Source organism: Achromobacter ruhlandii (assembly GCF_002082135.1).
GTDB classification, from domain to species: Bacteria; Pseudomonadota; Gammaproteobacteria; order Burkholderiales; family Burkholderiaceae_B; genus Achromobacter; species Achromobacter ruhlandii.
This window is the reverse complement of record NZ_CP017433.1, coordinates 1,149,140-1,169,189: the sequence shown is the minus strand read 5'-3', so window position 1 is coordinate 1,169,189 and position 20,050 is coordinate 1,149,140. Positions and strand designations below refer to the sequence as shown.

General features: G+C 66.9%; 19 protein-coding genes and 3 tRNA genes. 13 read left to right on the top strand and 9 right to left on the bottom strand.

The window, feature by feature from the left end; translation table 11 throughout:
• Positions 1 to 1,477, bottom strand: a 1,477-nt coding sequence (rluB, locus tag AruCF_RS05270; RefSeq protein ID WP_254431169.1) for a 23S rRNA pseudouridine(2605) synthase RluB, incomplete at its 3' end; no start/stop codon positions are given.
• A gap of 35 nt (positions 1,478 to 1,512) precedes the next feature.
• A complete protein-coding gene (gene scpB / locus AruCF_RS05265) occupies positions 1,513 to 2,715 on the bottom strand; it encodes an SMC-Scp complex subunit ScpB (RefSeq protein WP_049072410.1) in 1,203 nt (400 codons plus the stop codon).
• 63 nt (positions 2,716 to 2,778) lie between these two features.
• Here scpB and AruCF_RS05260 point away from each other — a divergent pair.
• Positions 2,779 to 2,855 (top strand) — tRNA-Met (locus tag AruCF_RS05260).
• Positions 2,856 to 2,857: 2 nt separating this feature from the next.
• Complete coding sequence (locus AruCF_RS29035; RefSeq protein ID WP_144419098.1) at positions 2,858 to 3,544, top strand: hypothetical protein; 687 nt, start codon at positions 2,858 to 2,860, stop codon at positions 3,542 to 3,544.
• Between the two features lie 232 nt (positions 3,545 to 3,776).
• Here the strand turns inward: AruCF_RS29035 and AruCF_RS05255 are convergent, their stop codons facing one another.
• The 4 genes from AruCF_RS05255 to AruCF_RS05240 form a co-directional block, all read right to left on the bottom strand.
• Positions 3,777 to 4,676, bottom strand: coding sequence for a LysR family transcriptional regulator (locus tag AruCF_RS05255; protein ID WP_144419097.1), 900 nt, complete (start codon positions 4,674 to 4,676; stop codon positions 3,777 to 3,779).
• Positions 4,677 to 4,787: 111 nt separating this feature from the next.
• Positions 4,788 to 5,795: a CobW family GTP-binding protein gene (locus AruCF_RS05250; protein ID WP_049072408.1), complete on the bottom strand. Its 1,008-nt coding sequence runs from the start codon at positions 5,793 to 5,795 to the stop codon at positions 4,788 to 4,790.
• 29 nt (positions 5,796 to 5,824) lie between these two features.
• Positions 5,825 to 7,096, bottom strand: a complete 1,272-nt coding sequence (gene zigA, locus AruCF_RS05245; RefSeq protein WP_235432752.1) for a zinc metallochaperone GTPase ZigA — start codon at positions 7,094 to 7,096, stop codon at positions 5,825 to 5,827.
• 342 nt (positions 7,097 to 7,438) lie between these two features.
• A tRNA-Asn gene (locus AruCF_RS05240) sits at positions 7,439 to 7,514 on the bottom strand.
• Positions 7,515 to 7,725: 211 nt separating this feature from the next.
• On the opposite strand from AruCF_RS05240, the gene AruCF_RS05235 reads away from it, so the two are divergent.
• The 4 genes from AruCF_RS05235 (at position 7,726) to AruCF_RS05220 (ending at position 11,509) form a co-directional block, all read left to right on the top strand.
• Positions 7,726 to 7,801, top strand: a tRNA-Thr gene (locus AruCF_RS05235).
• 195 nt (positions 7,802 to 7,996) lie between these two features.
• Positions 7,997 to 8,656 (top strand): response regulator, encoded by a 660-nt coding sequence (locus AruCF_RS05230; RefSeq protein ID WP_049077578.1) that lies wholly within the window; start codon positions 7,997 to 7,999, stop codon positions 8,654 to 8,656.
• Positions 8,653 to 9,987 (top strand): ATP-binding protein, encoded by a 1,335-nt coding sequence (locus AruCF_RS05225; RefSeq protein WP_049072405.1) that lies wholly within the window; start codon positions 8,653 to 8,655, stop codon positions 9,985 to 9,987. The genes AruCF_RS05230 and AruCF_RS05225 overlap by 4 nt, the downstream gene beginning before the upstream one ends.
• 64 nt (positions 9,988 to 10,051) lie before the next feature.
• Positions 10,052 to 11,509, top strand: a complete 1,458-nt coding sequence (locus AruCF_RS05220) for a DegQ family serine endoprotease (protein ID WP_049072403.1) — start codon at positions 10,052 to 10,054, stop codon at positions 11,507 to 11,509.
• Between the two features lie 58 nt (positions 11,510 to 11,567).
• Here AruCF_RS05220 and maiA read toward each other — a convergent pair whose 3' ends face one another.
• Genes maiA through AruCF_RS05205 form a run of 3 tightly spaced genes read right to left on the bottom strand, consistent with a single transcriptional unit; the run spans position 11,568 to position 13,723 of the window.
• Positions 11,568 to 12,212 carry a maleylacetoacetate isomerase gene (gene maiA, locus AruCF_RS05215; protein ID WP_049072401.1) on the bottom strand — a complete coding sequence of 215 codons (645 nt, stop codon included), beginning with the start codon at positions 12,210 to 12,212 and terminating at the stop codon, positions 11,568 to 11,570.
• A 51-nt stretch (positions 12,213 to 12,263) separates the two neighbouring features.
• Positions 12,264 to 13,247 carry a 4-hydroxy-3-methylbut-2-enyl diphosphate reductase gene (gene ispH, locus AruCF_RS05210; protein WP_049072400.1) on the bottom strand — a complete coding sequence of 328 codons (984 nt, stop codon included), beginning with the start codon at positions 13,245 to 13,247 and terminating at the stop codon, positions 12,264 to 12,266.
• Positions 13,247 to 13,723, bottom strand: a complete 477-nt coding sequence (locus AruCF_RS05205) for an FKBP-type peptidyl-prolyl cis-trans isomerase (RefSeq protein WP_080977348.1) — start codon at positions 13,721 to 13,723, stop codon at positions 13,247 to 13,249. Before AruCF_RS05205 ends, ispH begins: the two co-directional genes overlap by 1 nt.
• A 51-nt stretch (positions 13,724 to 13,774) precedes the next feature.
• On the opposite strand from AruCF_RS05205, the gene radC reads away from it, so the two are divergent.
• From radC to AruCF_RS05175, 7 genes are all read left to right on the top strand, one after another.
• Positions 13,775 to 14,452 carry a RadC family protein gene (radC, locus tag AruCF_RS05200; RefSeq protein WP_049072398.1) on the top strand — a complete coding sequence of 226 codons (678 nt, stop codon included), beginning with the start codon at positions 13,775 to 13,777 and terminating at the stop codon, positions 14,450 to 14,452.
• 90 nt (positions 14,453 to 14,542) lie between these two features.
• Positions 14,543 to 15,172 carry an arylformamidase gene (gene kynB / locus AruCF_RS05195; protein ID WP_049072397.1) on the top strand — a complete coding sequence of 210 codons (630 nt, stop codon included), beginning with the start codon at positions 14,543 to 14,545 and terminating at the stop codon, positions 15,170 to 15,172.
• 84 nt (positions 15,173 to 15,256) lie between these two features.
• Positions 15,257 to 15,379, top strand: a complete 123-nt coding sequence (locus tag AruCF_RS30120) for a hypothetical protein (RefSeq protein ID WP_257721421.1) — start codon at positions 15,257 to 15,259, stop codon at positions 15,377 to 15,379.
• Complete coding sequence (gene kynA, locus AruCF_RS05190) at positions 15,376 to 16,224, top strand: tryptophan 2,3-dioxygenase (protein WP_049072396.1); 849 nt, start codon at positions 15,376 to 15,378, stop codon at positions 16,222 to 16,224. Before AruCF_RS30120 ends, kynA begins: the two co-directional genes overlap by 4 nt.
• A gap of 197 nt (positions 16,225 to 16,421) precedes the next feature.
• Entirely contained in the window at positions 16,422 to 16,688 is a 267-nt protein-coding gene (locus AruCF_RS05185) for a type B 50S ribosomal protein L31 (protein ID WP_006388310.1), read from the top strand.
• 124 nt (positions 16,689 to 16,812) lie between these two features.
• The gene (locus tag AruCF_RS05180) at positions 16,813 to 18,543 is read left to right on the top strand and encodes an ArnT family glycosyltransferase (protein WP_049072395.1); all 1,731 of its coding nucleotides are present in this window, start codon (positions 16,813 to 16,815) and stop codon (positions 18,541 to 18,543) included.
• Complete coding sequence (locus AruCF_RS05175; RefSeq protein WP_049072394.1) at positions 18,540 to 19,946, top strand: MATE family efflux transporter; 1,407 nt, start codon at positions 18,540 to 18,542, stop codon at positions 19,944 to 19,946. Before AruCF_RS05180 ends, AruCF_RS05175 begins: the two co-directional genes overlap by 4 nt.
• The last annotated feature ends 104 nt before the right edge of the window (positions 19,947 to 20,050 follow it).

The window sequence follows — 20,050 nt, the reverse complement described above, 5'->3', positions numbered from 1 at the left end:
CCCCCGCCGGCGCCTCCGCGGCGGCCGGCGCCGGGCCATTGGCGGCCACGGCGCGCACGCCACGCCCCTTGCCGCCGCCGGCCTTGCCGCCGGCGCGTCCGCCACCCTTGTTATTGCCACCGCCCGCGCCGGCCGCGCCACGACCGCCGCCAGACTTGCCGCCCTTGCGGTTGCCATTGGCCTCGCCGGCCAGCGGATGGCCATTGGCATAGCCGCCGGCGATCATCAGACCGGTACCGAACGGATCGGACGGACAAGCCGCCGCCTGGCCGGCGCTGCCGACCCGGCCGCCCTGGATCTTGCCGCGGCGGCCGATGCGGGCGCCGTTCATGCCATTGCGATCCATGGTGCCAAAACCCGGCGGCAAGGCGCTGTCATGCGACTGCGGCTGCTTGGAGCGGCGGCGGTTGCCGCCGGACTCGTCGTCTTCGCGCAACAGGCCCAGCTGCACCATCAGCGCGGTGACCAACGATGCATCGAGCTCTTCCCAGCGGCCGCGGCGCAGCGTGCGCGGCAGGACCACGTCACCGAAACGGGTGCGGATCAACCGGCTGACGGTCACGCCGACCGCTTCGAACATGCGCCGCACTTCGCGGTTGCGGCCTTCCTGCAGGGTCACGCGATACCAGCGATTGCTGCCGTCGCCGCCCAGGTAATCGAGCGCGCCGAACGCCGCCACGCCGTCTTCCAGCTCGATGCCATCGACCAGCGACTGGCGCTGCGCCTCGTCCATCTCGCCCAGCACGCGCACCGCGTATTCGCGTTCGGTGCCGTAGCGGGGGTGCATGATGCGGTTGGCCATGTCGCCCGACGTGGTGAAGATCAGCAGGCCTTCGGTATTCAGGTCGAGACGACCGACCGACAGCCACTTGCCGGTGCGCAGCTTGGGCAGGCGCGCGAACACGCTGGCGCGGCCGCCGGGGTCGTCGTGACTGACGATTTCGCCGGCAGGCTTGTGATACAGGATCACGCGCGGCGGCTTCTTGGTGTTGGTGCGCATGATGGGCTTGCCATTGACGCGCACCTGGTCGTTCGGCGCCACGCGCTGGCCGATATGGGCCGGCTCGCCATTGACCGACACACGGCCGGCCACGATCAGCTCTTCCATCTCGCGGCGCGAGCCGATGCCCGCGTCGGCCAGCACCTTGTGCAGCTTGGGCATGACCGCTTCGCTGTTCAGGTACTTGCCCAGCCGCTGTTCCATGCGGTCGGCGGTATCCAGGTAAGACAGCGCCTGCTCGGCTTCCTGCTCGCCGCCACGGCTGTCCGCGCCCTCGGCCTGGCCGGGCGCGGCGGCCTGACCGTCGGCGGCGGGCGCCTGCTCGGCCGCCGCATCGCCGCGACGGCGGCGGAACGGCGTGCGCAGCTTGCGGCCACGGCCGCGGGCCTCGCCTTCGGCGGCCGGCTCGCGGCTGACGGCGGTTTCCGCCGGCCCGTTGGAAACGGCGTCATCGGGACGCGGGTTGTCGTCCTGCATTGCTGTATTCGTTGTCACTGGGACAGCTCCGAATTTCAAACTTGGGGAGGCCTGCCGGGAGCAGGCGCATCGTCATCGGGGGACGCCGGTTCGCGATCAGCCTCGGGCTGACCGGAATCCGGCTCGGCAGGCTCCGCCGTGGCGGAGCCGGTATCAGGCTCGAACGGCCCGGCGCCAGGCGCCAGCGGTTCAGCCTCGTCTATCGGTTCGGTCGGTTTCGCGCTTTCCGCGTGCTCGACAGGTTCGTCCGCGGCGCCGGATCCGGCGGCTGCGTCGGTACTGCCAGTCTCTGCGGCATGGTCGGGCGACCCGCCATGCGCCTCTTGGGCGACACCCACACCCGGCGCCTCGTCTTCCTCGAAGCGCCCGGCATTCGCGATGCCCACGGATGGCGCATCGGACAAGCTTTCGGCTTGCGCCCGGACGGTGGAATCGTCTGCGGGAATCGCGTCTTCTTCTGTGCGCGAAAGCGGGGATTCTACGCTATCGCCCGTCGCGATGGGGGCATCGTCGTCCGAAACAGACAATTCCGTCATCGGAATACTGGATTGCACATCCTCGCCGGCCATCGATTCAGCCACGGCAAGCGGCTCGCCGGTGTGGTCGGCAACGGGACCGCCCTCGTCGGCCGACGCCGCCCCCTCGCCCTCTTCCGCAGCCTCGGCCAGTTGCTGCACTTCACCCAGATCCAGGCCGGCCAGCGCAGCGGCGGCATGAGCGGATTCCAGCGCGGGCAGTTCGTCCAGCGCGCGCAATCCCAGATCGTCCAGGAACTGGCGCGTGGTGCCGAACAGCGCCGGGCGGCCCGGCGCGTCGCGATGGCCGATCACCTCGATCCAGCCCCGGTCTTCCAGCGCCTTGACAATATTCGACGAGACGGTCACGCCACGGATGTCTTCGATGTCGCCGCGCGTCACCGGCTGGCGCCAGGCCACGATGGCGAGCGTTTCCATCACGGCGCGCGAATACTTGGGTGGCTTTTCCGGATTGAGCCGCTCGAGGTAACGCTGCATGTGCGGCCGACTCTGGAAACGCCACCCGGTCGCCAACTGCACCAATTCCAGGCCGCCATCGGCCCAGTTGTTCTGCAGCGTTTCCAGCAACGCGCGCAGCGCGCTGTTGTCGAATTGTTCATCGTCCCCGAACAGCTTGCGCATTTCGGACAGTTGCATCGGCTGCACCGCGCAAAGCAGCGCGGTTTCCAGCACGAGTATCGCCTCGCTATCGTTCATCGACATTCAAATTCAAAAAAGGGCTAACTTGCGTTAGGTTGAAAATAAGGCTATTATTCTTTTCTCAGACGCGGGGTGGAGCAGTCTGGCAGCTCGTCGGGCTCATAACCCGAAGGTCGTAGGTTCAAATCCTGCCCCCGCAACCAAATTGATCAAGGCCTGGCGATTGCGCCGGGCCTTTTTCATTTGCGGCCACTTTGTGCGGCCGGTTTTCAGTGGGCGCCAGCGAGTCGGATCGGCAGAAAATCCCGGGGCAGAAAATCCCGGAGAAAGTGCCGAAGACAGCACCGAAGACAACACCGAAGACACCCCCGGGGAGCGCGCGTGCGCAACCAGCGCGTACGCAACCAGATACGCGCACCAGCCGCCCGCCTTGCGCCACGGACACGCCTGCGTCCTGCGCCACGGCACGATTACGGGAACCACGACAAACACGCGCATCGGCAGCCCGCACAGCCGCCTGAACCCCGCCATGGGCGCAATGGCTACGGACAGCGCTGGTTTGCGTTTTTCTCACGAGAATCCTGTATGTACTGCCCGTCGCCGCGGAATCACGCGGCGAGAATCGCGCCATTCGAAATGGCTGCGCGCATGCCCCGGCTCAGGCGGGGACAAATCCGCCGACGACAAATCCGTGAAAGACAAATCCTGTCGACGACAAATTCGTTCAAGCAAAATCTGGAAAAGCTGGCAAATATGCCAACACGCCTGCGGATCGCGCCACTACCCGGCACTTTTTTCCGCGGCAATCGATATTGCGGCAATCGATATCAAGAACCTGAATCTTCAGGCATCGGCCACCGGCGCCACGCGCCTGCGGTCGCCATCCGGATAACCCGGCGCGCCTCCCCTGGAGCTCGCGGTGCCCGGCCTTGCCCGGCCCCGACCCGCAAGCCGGAACCCGATATACCGGAACCACGATTCTTGGATGTTAAGACTACATGCTAGCGGACATTGGCAAAAGCCCTGATGCACAGCGCCCGGCCTGTCGAGGCAGCACCCAAATTATACCGTTATATACCCCGCCCTCAAGCCACGCGCCCGAATCGCGCCACGCCGGACACTGCCTAGGGCTGGTCCCAGGGCGCCGAACCGAGCCTTTCCACCAGGAAATCGAGCATCGAACGCAGGATCAGGGGCATCTGCCTGCGCGACGCATAAACCCCATAGATGCCGAGTTCCTGCGGCCGGGCCTGCGTCAGGATTGCCTTCAGGCGTCCTTGCGCCACGTATTCCGCGGCATAGTAGGTCGGCAACATGGCGATGCCCGCACCCTCAACGGCAGCCTGCAACAGCACCGAAACCTCGTTGGCGCTGATGTTGCCGCTGACCGGCACGTCCACCGGTACGCCATCGCGCTCGAAGCGCCACAGGCTCTTGCCGAAATAGGAGTGGGTCAGGCAATTGCGCAGAGACAGGTCCTCGACCCGCGCCGGCTCGCCCTCGCGCCGCAGATACTCGGGCGAGGCGCAGACGACCGACCGGCACACGGCCAGCTTGCGCGCGATCAGGTTGGGATCCAGGTCATTGGTGATGCGCACCGCAAGGTCGACCCGCTCCTCGACCAGATTCACCGCGCGCTCTACCAGCATCAGGTCGACCGACGTGCCCGGGTACAGCTTGACGTAGTCGGTAACCACCTTGGCCAGGTGGCGGGAACCGAACGACATGCTGGTGGTCATGCGCAACAGGCCGCGCGGCGTATCCTCGGGCGTCGATACGGCATTTCGCAGGTCGCCCACCATGTCGAGCATCTGGCGGCAACGGGGCAGCGTTTCCGCCCCGGCCGGCGTCAGGCTGAGGCGCCGGGTGGTGCGATGCAGCAGGCGCACGCCGACCCACTGCTCCATTTCCGCGAGATAGCGCGACACCATCGCGCGCGACATATCCAGGTGGACCGCCGCCGCCGACAAGCTACCCCTGTCGGCGACCTCCACGAATACTTGCATCGCTTTCAATCGGTCCATGATTGTCTCGATTCTTGCACCAGACTTTCCGGTTATACCGTATTTCCGTGCACTTTCCGCACCTTGCAGGACAGGTGCCGGACCATTTCAGGCCCCTGGAGCGACGACGGGTCACGCGGGGAATTGCCCCAGCGCGGCACAGGCCTGCGCCCGCACCTCGGCCACGTCCGCGCCCTGGACGATATAAACCAGCCGCGATTGCCGCTCATCGCCCGGCCATTGCGGCAACGGACGGATCGGATACAACTCGCCGTGCACGCCATGCACCTCGCAAGGCAGCGCCTCCCCTTCGAAACACACCAGCCCCTTCATCCGCAACAGCGCCTGACCGAACCGTTCCTGCACGCGCGAAACGCCCGCCAGGAAGGCGGCGCGACCGATAGGCGCGGTCAGCGTCAACGAGAAACTCGCCACCTGGGCATGGCGCCCGGACATTGGCTTGGCAAATGCCTGCAGCCACCCCGCCAGGTCGGCCCCGTCACGCCGCGCCTGCGTGTCCGGCCCCTCGCGCAACGCCTCCACCACCGGCGCATCGGTACGCTGGACACAGCGCCGCGCGCCGGGATTGATCGCGGTCACGAGCTGCTCGACATGACGCAATTGCGCCGCATCCACCAGGTCGGATTTGCTGAACACGACCGTATCGGCCAGGGCCAGCTGCCGCAAGGCTTCGGGCTGCGTTTCCAGCTGGCGCGGCCCGAGCCGCGCGTCCACCACCACGATCGCCCCCTGATAGGCGTAGCGCTCGGCCAGGAAACGGTCATGCTTGAGCGTAAAAAGCACGGGCGCCGGATCCGCCAGGCCGCTGGTCTCGATCAGCACCCGTCGGAACGGCCTGATACGACGCTTCAGGGCCAGCATAAACAACTCGCGCAGGGTATCGGCCACCGCGCCACTGGCCACGCAGCACAGGCAACCGCCCTCGATCAGCACGATATTGTCCTGCGCCAGGCGCACCAGGTGATGATCCACGCCGATGTCGCCGTACTCGTTGACGATGACCACGGCGTCGGCATAGGCCGGTTCGCGCAGCAGACGATTGAGCAGCGTCGTCTTGCCGCTGCCCAGGAACCCTGAAATCACCGTTACGCCTATGCGCTTATCGCCTTCCAATCCCATGCCTCGCACCGGCTTGCGCGCCGCCCTCGCTATTGCGCCGCGCCCCAGGCGGGGAACGGATCCCGAATCGTAGCCAATTCGTCGGCCGGTCGGGACATTTCCTCCTGGGTCATCAGGCAGGCCCGCAGGCGCGCCCGCAGTTCCGCTTCGTCCATGCCGATGCCAATCAGCACCAGCTCCTGGCAACGGTCGCCATAGATGGGATCCCAATCGGCGACGATGCGGGCGCGCGAATCCGCATCCTCGGGCCAGCGCTCGCGCGGCAGGGCCGCCCACCAGTAACCCGCCGCGCCGTGGCGCGTGACCGGGCCGGCCTGCGACCACGAAGCCGCGAACGCCGGCCGCGTCACCAGCCAGAAATATCCCTTGGACCGCACCACGCCAGGCCATTCCTCCTGCATCCAGTCCCACAGGCGCTGGGGATGGAAGGGCCGCCGGGCGCGGAACACGAAGCTGCCGATGCCGTATTCCTGGGTCTCCGGCACATGCTCCCCGCGCAGTTCCCGAAGCCAGCCGGGCGCCTGCGCCGCCGCCTCGAAATCGAAGCGTCCGGTATCCAGAACGCGGCCCAGCGGCACTTTGCCGAAGGCTCCATGCACGATATCGGCGCGCGGATTGAGCTTGCGCAGGATGGCCTCGAGCCGCGCCAGCTCGTCCGGCGCGATCAGATCGGTCTTGTTCAGCACCATCACGTCGCAGAACTCCACCTGCTCGATCAGCAGGTCCACCACCGTGCGCCGATCCTCGTCGCCGAGGGTTTCGCCACGCGCGGCCAGGCTATCGTGGCTGGCGTAGTCGCGCAGGAAATTGAACGCGTCCACCACCGTCACCATGGTGTCCAGGCGCGCCACATCGGACAGACTGGTGCCGTCCTCGTCCCGGAAGGTGAAGGTCTCGGCGACCGGCAGCGGCTCCGAGATGCCGGTCGACTCGATCAGCAGGTAATCGAAGCGCCCCTGCGCGGCCAGGCGCCGGATCTCGATCAACAAGTCTTCACGCAAGGTACAGCAGATGCAGCCATTGCTCATTTCCACCAGCTTCTCGTCGGCGCGTGACAGCGCCGCCCCGCCCTCGCGCACCAGCCTGGCATCGATATTGACCTCGGACATGTCATTGACGATGACCGCCACCCGCCGCCCTTCGCGGTTGTTCAGCACATGATTGAGCAAGGTGGTCTTGCCCGCGCCCAGGAAGCCGGACAGCACCGTCACCGGCAGGCGGCCATCCCCCTGCCCGCGCCCCGGGACCGCCGCCACCTTTTCACTCCCACCCACATCCACACGCTCATCGCTCGTCCGCATGATGACCCCATCCGAAAAATTGCCACGCCAAAATAGAAATGTTATTACATAACACACCCCAAAGGCGAAAACGGCTCATGCAGCCGGGCGAAGGTCGCGTTGCCGACGATCTCGCGCGCCCCGCAGGCGGGTCGGAGCAACCAGGGAAGAATGGGAAAGGAACGACGCAAACGACCCGCCCGAATCACGCGGCGGGAAAAGCGCGACAGGCGCGCGCATCCGAGAATTCGCGCCGGCGATGCACGCCCGGAAGCCCGGAAAGCGATGCGCGGAAAACCACGCAAAAAAACCACGCGAAAAACCAAAAGGGCCACTCACTTGCGTGAGTGGCCCTGAATTCTTTGGCTCCCCGAGCTGGGCTCGAACCAGCGACCTGCGGATTAACAGTCCGTCGCTCTACCGACTGAGCTATCGGGGAACTGCTAAGAAACGAGATTATGAAGGAAAAATTCGAAGTGTGCAAATCCGATCTTTTTTCACGCACACCGCGCGCCCTGTTTCCCATTGCAGAAAAACTCTGATATGATTTCGGTCTTTCCAGATCGGGCCCCATAAACAGGGCATGAACTGCGAAGAAAAAGATGTTTTGCTTGAACTTCTGGCTTGCCGGAAACGAAGCAAATGGTCTTGCCGGCATAGCTCAGTTGGTAGAGCAGCGCATTCGTAATGCGAAGGTCGTAGGTTCGACTCCTATTGCCGGCACCAGAATCCAAGAAGCAGCCCACCCGGGCTGCTTTTTCATTTCTGGCGCGGTGATCCCTCTCTGAAAACACGCAGGGAAGCCCGGTATCCCCCCGCCTTCCAGCATCGTCGCCCCCCCGTTTGCCAGATGGCCTTGCGGGAACTCCCGTCTCGCCGCGCGCGTCCAACCCGTTGGATTCCCCCATGGCGACGACTATCATGCGCATCCTTCTCGTCGAAGACGACACCATGATCGGTGAAAGCGTGCTGGACTGCCTGCGCGCCGAGCACTACGCCGTCGATTGGGTCAAGGACGGCCATGCGGCCGACCTGGCCCTGAGCACCGATCCTTACGACCTCGTGCTGCTGGACCTCGGGCTGCCTCGCCGCGATGGCCTGACCCTGCTACGCGAACTGCGCGCCCGCAAGGACCGCACGCCCGTGCTGATCGCCACCGCCCGCGACGCCGTCAGCGACCGCATCGCCGGCCTGGACGCCGGCGCCGACGACTACATCGTCAAACCCTACGACGTCGACGAACTGCTGGCCCGCATGCGCGCATTGATCCGCCGCAGCGCGGGCCGCGCCGAACCGGTGTTCGAGCACGACGGCATCACCATCGATCCGCAAGCGCATGCCGCCACAGTCGACGGCACCCCCGTGCCACTGACCGCGCGCGAATGGGCGGTGCTGGAGCCGCTCATCGCCCGGCCAGGCATGATCTTCTCGCGCGCCCAGCTCGAGGAAAAGCTGTACAGCTGGAAGGACAGCGTCAGCAGCAACGCGGTTGAGGTTTATATTCATGGCCTGCGCAAGAAACTGGGTCAGAACCTGATCCAGAACGTCAGAGGCGTCGGCTATGTCATCCCCAAAACATGAGCATTCCGCTTAGCTACTCGCTGCGGGCCCGGTTGCTGTTCTTCCTGCTCGCCGCGATCGCGGTCGGCGCGCTGGTGCAAGGCACCATCGCCTATCGCAGCACCTTGCAGCAGGCCGACGACATCTTCGACTCGCTGCTGCAGCGCACGGCGCTGTCGCTGGGCACGGGCGACGGGCTGCTGCGCATGGGCCCCTCCCATGCCAAGGGCTCGGGCACGCCGATGGCCGATGACCTCATCATCCAGATCTGGACACCGGACGGGGTGCGCGTATTCAACTCGCGTTCGCGCCGCCCGCTGCCCGACCAGATCATCCTGGGATTCGCCGATACCGAGGTCGAAGGCAGCACCTATCGCGTCTATTCACTGGCGACGCCGTTTCAGGTGATCCAGGTGGCGCAGGACATGCAAGTGCGCAAGCGCATGGCCGGCGCGCTGGCCTGGCGCACGGTGGCGCCGATCGCGGCGGCCGCGCCGCTGCTGATGCTGATCGTCTGGTGCGTGGTGAGCTGGTCGCTGCGGCCGGTCAAGCGCGCCCGCGCGCAGGTGGCTGACCGCCGGCCCGAGGATCTGTCGCCGATCAACGTGCCCGACCTGCCCGACGAGATCCGGCCGCTGATGCAGGAATTGAACCTGCTGCTGGAACGGATGCGCGGCGCCTTCGCCCAGCAGAAGCAATTCGTCGGCGACGCCGCGCACGAACTGCGCTCGCCGCTGGCGGCGCTGACCCTGCAACTGCAATCGCTGCGCCGCGCCCCCGATGACGCCAGCCGCCAGCTCGCCGAGCAACGGCTGGCGACCGGCATCGAGCGCGCCACGCGACTGGTGGAGCAATTGCTGTCCATGGCGCGCCAGGAAAACACCGCCGAATCCCTCCCCGCCGAACCGGTCGACTTGGCCGATACCTTGCGCCTGGCATTGTCCGAAACCCTGGCCGCCGCCAATGCCAAGGACATAGCCGTCGAAATGCGCGGCGAACCGCAAGCCTGGATACGCGGACGCCGTGACGACCTGGTGCTGCTGGCGCGCAACCTGCTCGACAACGCCATCAAGTACACGCCGGCCGGCGGCCACATCGACATCCGGCTTGAAACCTCGGCCGACCAGGTCCTGCTGCTGATCGATGACAACGGCCCGGGCATTCCACCCGAGGAACGCGGCCGCGTGTTCGACCGCTTCTACCGGATCGAGGGCAATACCCAGCATGGCAGCGGCCTGGGGCTGGCGATCGCGCGCGCCGTCGCGCAGCGCCATGGCGCCACCATCACGCTGGAGGACGCGCCCGACGGCGGCCTGCGGGCCAAAGTCAGTTTTCCGCGCGCGCCGACTTAAGATTCACCTAAGTGTCAGGCCCGAAGATAGCGCCATGTCCCCACACATGAACGCAGGAGCCGACATGAAGACTTCGCAGATCAAACCCTCGCGCCTGGTGCTGGCGCTGCTGGCCGCCGGCGCGATAGGCGGCGCGGGTGCCGCCGCCACGTTCGGCGGCGTTTCGATGGCCGCCAGCGCCCCGGCCAGCACGGCCTCCGCGGTCGCGGCCGCAGCGCCGGGCGCCGCGATGATGGTCGCCCCCAATTTCGCCCAGATCACGCGCGACTATGGCCCCGCCGTCGTCAACATCAGCATCAGCGGCACGCGCAAGGTATCCGATGACGACGACGACCCCTTCGCCCAGTTCTTCGGCCAGATCCCCGGCGCGCGCGGCGGCATGCCGCCGCGCGAAGTGCCGATCCGCGGCGAAGGCTCGGGTTTCATCGTCAGCAGCGACGGCATCATTCTGACCAACGCCCACGTCGTGCAGGGCGCCAAGGAAGTGACCGTCAAACTGACCGACCGCCGCGAATTCCGCGCCAAGGTGTTGGGCGCCGATCCGCAGACCGACGTGGCCGTCATCAAGATCGACGCCAAGAACCTGCCGGTGGTGAAGGTCGGCGACGTCAACCAGTTGCAGGTGGGCGAATGGGTGCTGGCCATCGGCTCGCCCTACGGCCTGGAGAACACCGCCACCGCGGGCATCGTCAGCGCCAAGGGGCGCTCGCTGCCGGACGACACGTCGGTGCCGTTCATCCAGACCGACGTGGCGGTGAACCCCGGCAATTCCGGCGGCCCGCTGTTCAACGACCGCGGCGAGGTGGTCGGCATCAATTCGCAGATCTACAGCCGCACCGGCGGTTTCCAGGGCCTGTCGTTCTCGATCCCGATCGACGTGGCGTACAAGATCAAGGACCAGATCCTGGAACACGGCAAGGTGCAGCATGCGCGCCTGGGCGTGACGGTGCAGGAGGTGAACCAGGACCTGGCCAACTCGTTCAAGCTCGATACGCCGTCCGGCGCGCTGGTCTCCAGCGTCGAGAAAGGCAGCGCGGCCGAGAAGGCCGGCCTGCAGCCCGGCGACGTGGTGCGCAAGATCAACGGCCGCACCATCGTGTCGTCCGGCGACCTGGCGTCGCTGATCACGCTGGCCACGCCGGGCGAGAAGATCACGCTGGACCTGTGGCGCAACGGCGCGCCCAAGGAAGTCGTGGCGACGCTGGGCGGCGTGCCGAAGGACCGGACGCAGACCGCCGGCGACAGCCGCGACGTACAGAAGGGTCAGCTCGGCCTGGCCTTGCGCCCGCTCTCGCCTCAGGAGCAGGAGGCCTCGGGCACGCAGGGCCTGCTGATCGAGCAATCGGCGGGTCCGGCGGCCAAGGCCGGCATCCAGCCGGGTGACGTGCTGCTGTCGCTCAATGGCGTGCCGGTGCACAACATCGGCCAGGTCAAGGACGCGCTGTCCAAGGCCGGCAAGACGGTGGCGCTGCTGGTGCAGCGCGGCGAAGACAAGATCTTCGTGCCGGTGCAGTTGGGCTGAGCCCGATCGACGAGCAGGCGGCGGGCCGGCCGGGAAGACATCCCGGCCGGCCCGCGTCTCATTCGGCGTCGGGCTGCCTGCCCGGCGCGGCGGCATCGAACGCCGGCAATTCGCGGCAGGCGGCGTCGATGCGCACCACCGTGGGCATCGCGCTCAGGTCGCATTCGAAGCGGCGCGCGTTGGCCACCTGCGGCACCAGGCACAGATCGGCGATGGTCGGGGTGTCGCCGTGGCAGAACCTGCCGGTGGCGGCCGAGCCGGCCAGTTGCGCCTCCAGGGCTTCCAGCCCCTGGCGCACCCAGTGCTGGTACCAGGCCGTCTTGGCGGCCTCGTCCACGCCCAGCGTGTGCTTGAGGTACTTCAGCACGCGCAGGTTGTTCAGCGGATGGGTATCGCAGGCGATGCCCAGCGCCAGGTCGCGCACGCGCGCGCGGCCGATCGCGTCGGCCGGCAGCAGCGGCGCCTGCGGATGCGTCTCTTCCAGGTATTCGATGATGGCCAGCGACTGGCCGATCACGGCATCGCCGTCGACCAGAGTGGGCACCAGCGCCGTCGGGTTGACCTTGCGGTAGTCGGCCGACAATTGCTGACCGCCGTCCTTGAGCAGGTGCACGGCCAGGTATTCGTACGGCAGGCCCTTCAGATTCAGCGCGATGCGCACGCGATACGCGGCCGAGCTGCGGAAATAGCTGTACAACTGCATGGAGTCTCCTCGATTCTTGTTCGGCGCGACGCCCGCGGCGGGGCGCCGCGACTATTCCAGCGATTCGGTCTGCACGGCCTTGCGCGACAGGCCCTTGGGCAGCGGGAACGCCACGTTCTCTTCCAGGCCCGGCATGGTGCGCACCGACACCGCGCCCAGTTCCTTGACCCGCGCGATGACCTGCTGCACCAGCACCTCGGGCGCCGAAGCGCCAGCGGTCACGCCGATGCGCTTGCGGCCCTCGAGCCAGGCCGGGTCGATGGAATGCGCGCCGTCGATCAGGTAGGACGCCACGCCCTTGCGGTCCGCCACTTCGCGCAGGCGGTTGGAATTGGAACTGTTGGGGCTGCCCACCACCAGCACCAGGTCGCATTCGGGCGCCAGCACCTTGACCGCGTCCTGGCGGTTCTGGGTGGCGTAGCAGATGTCGCTTTTCTTGGGCTCGACAATGCTGGGAAAGCGCGCCTTCAGCGCCTTGGACACGGCGGCGGCGTCGTCCACCGACAGCGTGGTCTGCGTGACGTACGCCAGATTCTCGGGATCGGTGACCTGCAGGCCGGCCACGTCCTCGACCGTCTCGACCAGGTACATGCCGCCCTGGGCCTGGCCCAGCGTGCCTTCGACCTCCGGATGGCCCTTGTGGCCGATCATGATGATCTCGCGGCCGGCCGCGCGCATGCGCGCCACCTCGATATGCACCTTGGTCACCAGCGGGCAGGTGGCGTCGAACACCTGCTGCCCGCGCGCCTCGGCTTCGGCCCGCACCGCCTTGGACACGCCGTGGGCCGAGAACACCACGATGGCGCCCGTGGGCGCGTCGTCGAGTTCGTCGATGAAGATGGCGCCCTTGGCGCGCAGGTCTTCGACCACATAGCGGTTATGGACGATCTCGTGGCGCACGTAGATCGGCGCGCCGTGCAGTTCGAGCGCGCGCTCGACGATATCGATGGCGCGATCGACGCCGGCACAGAAGCCGCGCGGCTGGGCCAGCACGACTTCGGCATCGGCGGCGGTGACAGGGACGACCTGGCTCATCAGAGAACTCCCAGCAGCGCCACGTCGACCCGCAACCGCACGCCCGCGAGCGGGTGGTTGAAATCGAACAGCGCCGATTCCTCGTTGATTTCCTTCAGGACACCCGAATAGCGGCCGCCGTTGGGCGCGGCGAATTCGACCAGGTCGCCCGGCTCGAAGGTCGCGTCGGCGCCGGCGTGCTCGGCGAGCATCTTGCGGGTGACGCGCTGGATCAGGTCGGGATTGCGCTCGCCATAAGCGTCGGCCGGCTCCAGCGTGACGCTGAAGCGGTCGCCCTCGGCCTTGCCCAGCAAGGCGGCCTCCAGGCCCGGCGCCCACTGGCCGCTACCCATCTGCAGGGTCGCGGGACGGCCGTCGAAGGTGTCGGTGAACACCGAGCCCTCGCCCGGCCCGGAGGCCAGCGTGATGCGGTAGTTCAGCGTCAGGTAGGAGTCCGGACGGACCAAAACGTTCACTTCGTTAGAGGCGATGCTCAAGATCTGCCACCGTATTCAGACAGTAAATAAACCCTGATTTTAGAGCCTCTTATGAAATTGTCTGCGCGGGTGCCCAAAGCCGACCGTCCCCGAGAGCGCCTGCTGCGCCTGGGCGCCTCGGCGTTACAAAATGCCGAACTGCTGGCCATCGCCCTGCGCACAGGGGTGCCGGGTCTGAATGTGCTGGATCTTTCCTGCCAATTGCTGGACCGTTTCCACGGCCTGCGCGGGCTGCTGGGCGCCACCCCGGAGGAACTGCAGGCGGTTCCCGGCCTGGGCTCGGCCAAGGCCTGCGCCCTGGCGGCCATCCTGGAGATGGCCAAGCGCGCGATCGAAGAAGAACTGGCGCGCGACAGCACGCTCGACCACCCCTCGCGGGTCAAACAATACTGCCGGGTCACGCTGGCGCACCGCCGTGTCGAGCACTGCATCGCGCTGTACCTGGACAGCCAACTGCGGCTGATCGCCAGCGGCGAACTGGCCCGCGGCACGCTGTCGCAGGCCTCGGTGTATCCGCGCGAAGTCGTGCGCGAGGCCCTGCGGCATCACGCCGCCGCGCTGATCGTGGCGCACAACCACCCTTCCGGGCTGGCCGAGCCGAGCGCCGCCGACCTGGCCTTCACGCGTCACCTGAAGCAAGCGCTGGCGCTGGTGGATGTCGCCCTGGTCGACCACCTGATCGTCGCCGGCGACGCGGTCAGCTCGATGGCGGAACTCGGCCGCATCTGAGGGGCTGCGCGCCCTGCGGGAATTCGTTAGACTACGGCCCGATATTGCTTTAGGCTTAACCTAATTCCGCTTTCGCGATCCGCGCCTTCCATGAAACGCCTGTGGGATATCTCCCCTCCCGTGTCCACGGCCTCGCCCGTGTTTCCCGGCGATACCCCGTATCGCCAGGAATGGAAGTGGTCGCTCGCGCCCGGCTGTCCGGTCAACGTCAGCGAAATCACGCTGTCGCCCCACGTGGGCGCGCACGCCGATGCGCCGCTGCACTACCAGAACGGCGCCGCCGCCATCGGCGCGGTCTCGCTCGAACCCTTCCTGGGGCCCTGTCGCGTCATCCATGCTATCGACTGCGGCCCCCTGATCACGCCGGAGCACCTGCTCCACGCCGCCAACAACCTGCCCCCGCGCGTCCTGGTGCGTACCGCCAAGCATGCCGCGCAGGAGTGGTGGACGGACGACTTCTCGGCCTACGCGCCCCAGACCATCGAATGGCTGGCCGAACGCGGCGTCATGCTGATCGGGCTGGATACCCCCAGCATCGACCCCGCGTCCAGCAAGACCCTGGACAGCCATCACACCATCCTGCGGCACGACATGCGAGTACTGGAGAATCTGGTGCTCGACGATGTGCCGGAGGGCGATTACGAACTGATCGCACTGCCGCTGGCTTTGATCCAGGCTGACGCCAGCCCGGTGCGCGCCGTCCTGCGCGAATTGGGCTGAAACACCGGCCACGGGCCGGCCGTGCGCAACGCGGCGCGACGTTCACGCCGCCCGTCCGGCCGTCCCCATTCGAGAAGCAAGATCATGACCACACCGCTCAACCCGCGCATGGCGCTCGCCTGCGCCCGCCTGCCGTTCAACGGCTGGCGCAGCCTGCCCGCGTCCGCCCGCCGCGCCGCCCCGCCCTGCCAGGGAGGCCTCGCATGAGCCAAGCCCAACGCCCCGAAGACATTGTCCACGAGGAAAAAGCGCAGCTGGATTTCACGCGCGACATGACCTACGGCGATTACCTGCACCTGGACGAACTGCTGGGCGCGCAGCACCCGCTGTCGCCCGAGCACAACGAAATGCTGTTCATCATCCAGCACCAGACCAGCGAACTCTGGATGAAGCTGATGCTGCATGAGCTGCGCGGCGCCATCGCCAACCTGGCGGCGGACCGTCCGCAGCCGGCCTTCAAGATGCTGGCGCGGGTCAGCAAGATCATGGAACAGCTGGTCCACGCCTGGGACGTGCTGGCGACCATGACGCCGCCCGAGTACTCCGCCCTGCGTCCCTACCTGGCGCGCTCCAGCGGCTTCCAGAGCTACCAGTACCGCCAGATCGAATTCCTGCTGGGCAACAAGAACGCCGCCATGCTCAAGCCGCACGCGCACCGCGCCGACCTGCTGGCGCAGGTGCAGCGCGCTTACGAGGCGCCCTCGCTGTACGACGAATCGCTGCGCCTGCTGGCGCGGCACGGCGTGACGGTGCCGGCGGACCGCCTGGAGCGCGACTGGACCCAGCCCTACCAGGCCTCGGAAGGCGTCGAGCAGGCTTGGCTGACGGTCTACCGCGACACCGAGCGCTACTGGGACCTGTACCAGCTGGGCGAAAAGCTGACCGACCTGGAAGACGCCTTCCGCCTGTGGCGTTTCCGCCACGTCACCACGGTCGAGCGCGTCATCGGCTTCAAGCGCGGCACCGGCGGCACTTCGGGCGTGGATTATCTGCGGCGCATGCTGGAAGTGGTGCTGTTCCCGGAGATCTGGAAACTGCGCACCGATCTGTGATCGGCGATATCATCCGTCCCCAGATGAAAGGCCGGGCGCTCCCTGACAGAGCGGCCCGGATTGCGCGCCCCTGCCGGCGATTCCCATGCTAGAATGCGCAGTTACTTTTCGGATACGTGGCAAGAACGCCTGAAAGCGGTTCGTGCTGGCGACCCTAACTTTTGACATGACTCCCTTGGGAGTCCTAGGAAAGCACCATGAAAGAAGGCATTCACCCCGAATACCGCGAAGTCGTCTTCGCCGACCTGCAAACGGGCAGCAAGTTCATCACCCGCTCGACCGTCCAGACGCGTGAAACCATCGAACTCGATGGCAAGACGTACCCGCTCTTCAAGTGCGACGTGACCTCCGAATCGCACCCGTTCTACACGGGCGCCCAGACGCGCATCGTCGAGACCGGCCGCGTGGAAAAGTTCCGCGCCCGTTTCGCCCGCACCGCTGGCACGGTCAAGTCCGCTTCCTGATCCTGTCGCTCCTACGGGAGTCACAGCAAAAAGGCAGCCTCCGGGCTGCTTTTTTTTCCCCTGACCCTGCTCGTCGGGCCGCCGGGGGCTGGCGCTTCCCGATCTCTCGGTTACATTAACGCCCGTGTCCCCACTTTCCATTTCCACTCCGGCCCGGCTGACGTCCGTGGCCACCGCAAAACTGCCCAGGCTGATCCTGCTCGGGCTGGCGCTGGCATACATCGTTGCCGGCCTGTTCATGCGCGACCCGTGGAAAACCGACGACGCGGTCGGCCTGGCGACGATGATCACCGCCATCCGCGAGGGTGGGATCACCTGGCTGCTGCCGCAAGTGGGGCACCTGGCGCATGCCGAGGAAGGCCCGCTGATCACCTGGATCGGCGCGATCTGCATCTGGCTGTTCGGCCCCTTCATCGGCGACATCACCGCCGGCCGCCTGCCGAACCTGCTCTGGTTCGGCATCACGGCGATGAGCGTCTGGTATGGCACCTATCTGCTCGGCCGCCGCGCCGAGGCCCAACCGCTGGCGCTGCCCTTCGGCGGCGAGCCGGAACCGCGCGACTACGGCCGCATGCTGGCCGACGCCGCCTTGCTGCTGCTGCTGGCCACCGTCGGCATCCTGCAGCGCACCCATGAAACCACGGTCGTGCCGGCCATCATGGCCTGCCAGGCGTTGGCCTTCTACTCGCTGGCGCGCACCGTCGATCGCCCGTTCACCGGCTCCACCACCCTGGGCATCGCGCTGGCCGCCAGCTTCCTGACGCGCGGCTGGGTCGGCGCCATGCCGATCATGGTCGCCGCCCTGCTGGCGTTCTATCCGCGCGGCCCGCTGTGGAAGTGCAAGCGCTGGCTGCCGTGGGCCGCCCTGCTGGCCGCCGCGTTGATCCTGGCCTGGTGGATCCCCGCCAGCCACAGCAGCGAATACTGGATCCGCAACTGGAAGAGCTGGAACCTGTCCTCGTTCGCGGTGCCGTCCTGGCACGATGTCGGCCGCACGCTGCGCGACCTGCCCTGGTACCTGTGGCCCACCTGGCCGCTGGCGCTGGTGGCCATCTGGCGCTGGCGCGCCTGGATCTATGCGCCGCACATCTGGCTGCCGCTGATGCTGCTGGTGTTCGCGGCGCTGACGCTGTTCGGGCTCGACGAAGCCAGCGACTCCGAATACGTGCTGATGGCCGTGCCCTGCGCCGTGCTGGGCGCGTTCTCGCTGCCGACCTTGCGGCGCGGCGTGGTCAATACGCTGGACTGGTTCGCGGTGATGTGTTTTTCGCTGACGGCGGCCACGGCCTGGCTCGGCTGGGTCGCGCTGCACTTTCAATGGCCGGCGCAGATCGCCCGCAACATCGGCCGCCAGACCACCGGCTACGAACCCGTCATTTCCTGGACCGCCTTCGCCCTGGGCGTGGCCTTCACCATCGGCTGGATCGCGCTGGTGGTCTGGCGCCTGCGGGTCAAGCCCCAGGCGCTGTGGCGCGGCACCGTGCTATCGGCCGGCGGCCTGACCGTTACCTGGATCCTGCTGGTGCTGCTGTGGCAGCCGGCGGTCGACTACGCCCGCAGCTACCGCACGGTATCCGGCGAACTGGCGCAGGCAATTGAACAGAACATCCGGCCGGGCGAATGCGTGCGCGGCCTGAGCCTGGGCAGCGGCCAGCGCGCCTCGTTCCTGATCTTCAATAACCTGACGTTCACGTTCGATTCGAAGTGCACGCTGGTGCTGCAGCAGACCACCAACCAGAGCTTGCGCGACAACACCGCCGCCTACAGCGACAGCGCCGACGTGCTGTGGCAGGGCGGACGCCGCGCCGACCGCCAAGAAGTGTTCCGCCTGCTGCGAGTCGGCCCCAACCGATGACGCCCGCCCAACCGGCGGTGCCCGGTTTCGGCGCCACCCTGCGCAACATCGCCAAACAGGCGTGGCCGGTCCTGGTGAGCCAGTGGGCCGGCATCTCGTTCGGCGTGCTGGACACCGCCATGACCGGCCACGCCAGTGCCAACGACCTGGCGGCAATGGCGCTGTCCGCGTCGATCTACATCACCGTCTTCGTGGGCCTGATGGGCGTGGTTCACGCCCTCATCCCGATCCTGGCGCAGCACTTCGGCGCCGGCAACAATCGCGAAGTCGGCCGCAGTTGGGGCCAGGGCGTGTGGCTGGCGCTGGGCCTGTCGGCGGTGGGCGCCATCCTGATGCTGTTTCCGGATTTCTGGCTATCGATGTCGGGCGACGTCGATCCCGGCGTTCGCGAGCGCATCGCCTCGTACCTGCGGGCGCTGATTCTGGCGCTGCCGGCCGCGCTGGTGTTCCGCACCATCTACGCGCTCGGCACCTCGGTCTCGCGGCCCAAGCTGGTGATGGCGATCAACCTCACCGCCATCGGGTTCAAGGCCTTCTTCAACTGGCTGTTCATCTACGGCAGCCTGGGCCTGCCGGCGATGGGCGCGACCGGCGCCGGGCTGGCGACCGCCGTGGTGTCGTGGATGAGCCTGGGGCTGGGCCTGTGGGTCATCACCCACGACCGCTATTACCGCCGTTTTCACCTGCACGTCGGCCGGCCCGACTGGAAGACGCTGAAAGAACTGCTGCGCCTGGGCATTCCCATGGGGGGATCCTATCTGGTCGAAGTGTCGGCCTTCACCTTCATGGCCCTGCTGGTGGCACGCGAAGGCACCTTCGTGACCGGCGGCCACCAGATCATGTCGAACCTGGCGGCATTGTGCTACATGATGCCGATGGCGCTGGGCGTGGCCACCGCCGCTCTGACGGCGCAGGCGATCGGCGCGGGCAACCTGGCGCATGCCCACCGCACCGGCATGGCGGGCCTGGCGCTGGGGCTGATGGGCGCCCTGCTGACCGCGGTAGTGCTGCTGGCCGGTCGCCCGCTGATCCTGGCGGCCTACACCGATAATTCCCAGGTGGCCGCGGTGGCGACCACGCTGCTGGCGGTGCTGCCGCTGTTCCACCTGTTCGACTCCATGCAGTGCATCAACTCCTACCTGCTGCGGGCCTATAAGGTCGCGGTGGTGCCGCTGCTGCTGCAGACAGTGGCGCTAGCCGGCGTCGGCCTGGTCGGCGGCTGGTGGTTCGGCTTCGGACCGGGCCGCGGCGGCCTGGACGGGCTGCGCGAGATCCTGGTGCCCGGCTCGCCGCAGGGGGCGGGCAGCATGTGGCTGATGGCCATGGTCGGCCTGGCGCTGTCGGCCACGCTGCTGCACTTCTGGTACCGCCACATCGTGCGCGACGTGGCGCGCCAGGCCTGACGGCGCGCCCGACGGGCAGCGACGGCGCAAAAAAAAGCAGCCCGAGGGCTGCTTTTTTTCATGGCGGCGTGGCCGCCCCCGCCCCGTTGCCGGGGGGGCGGGGA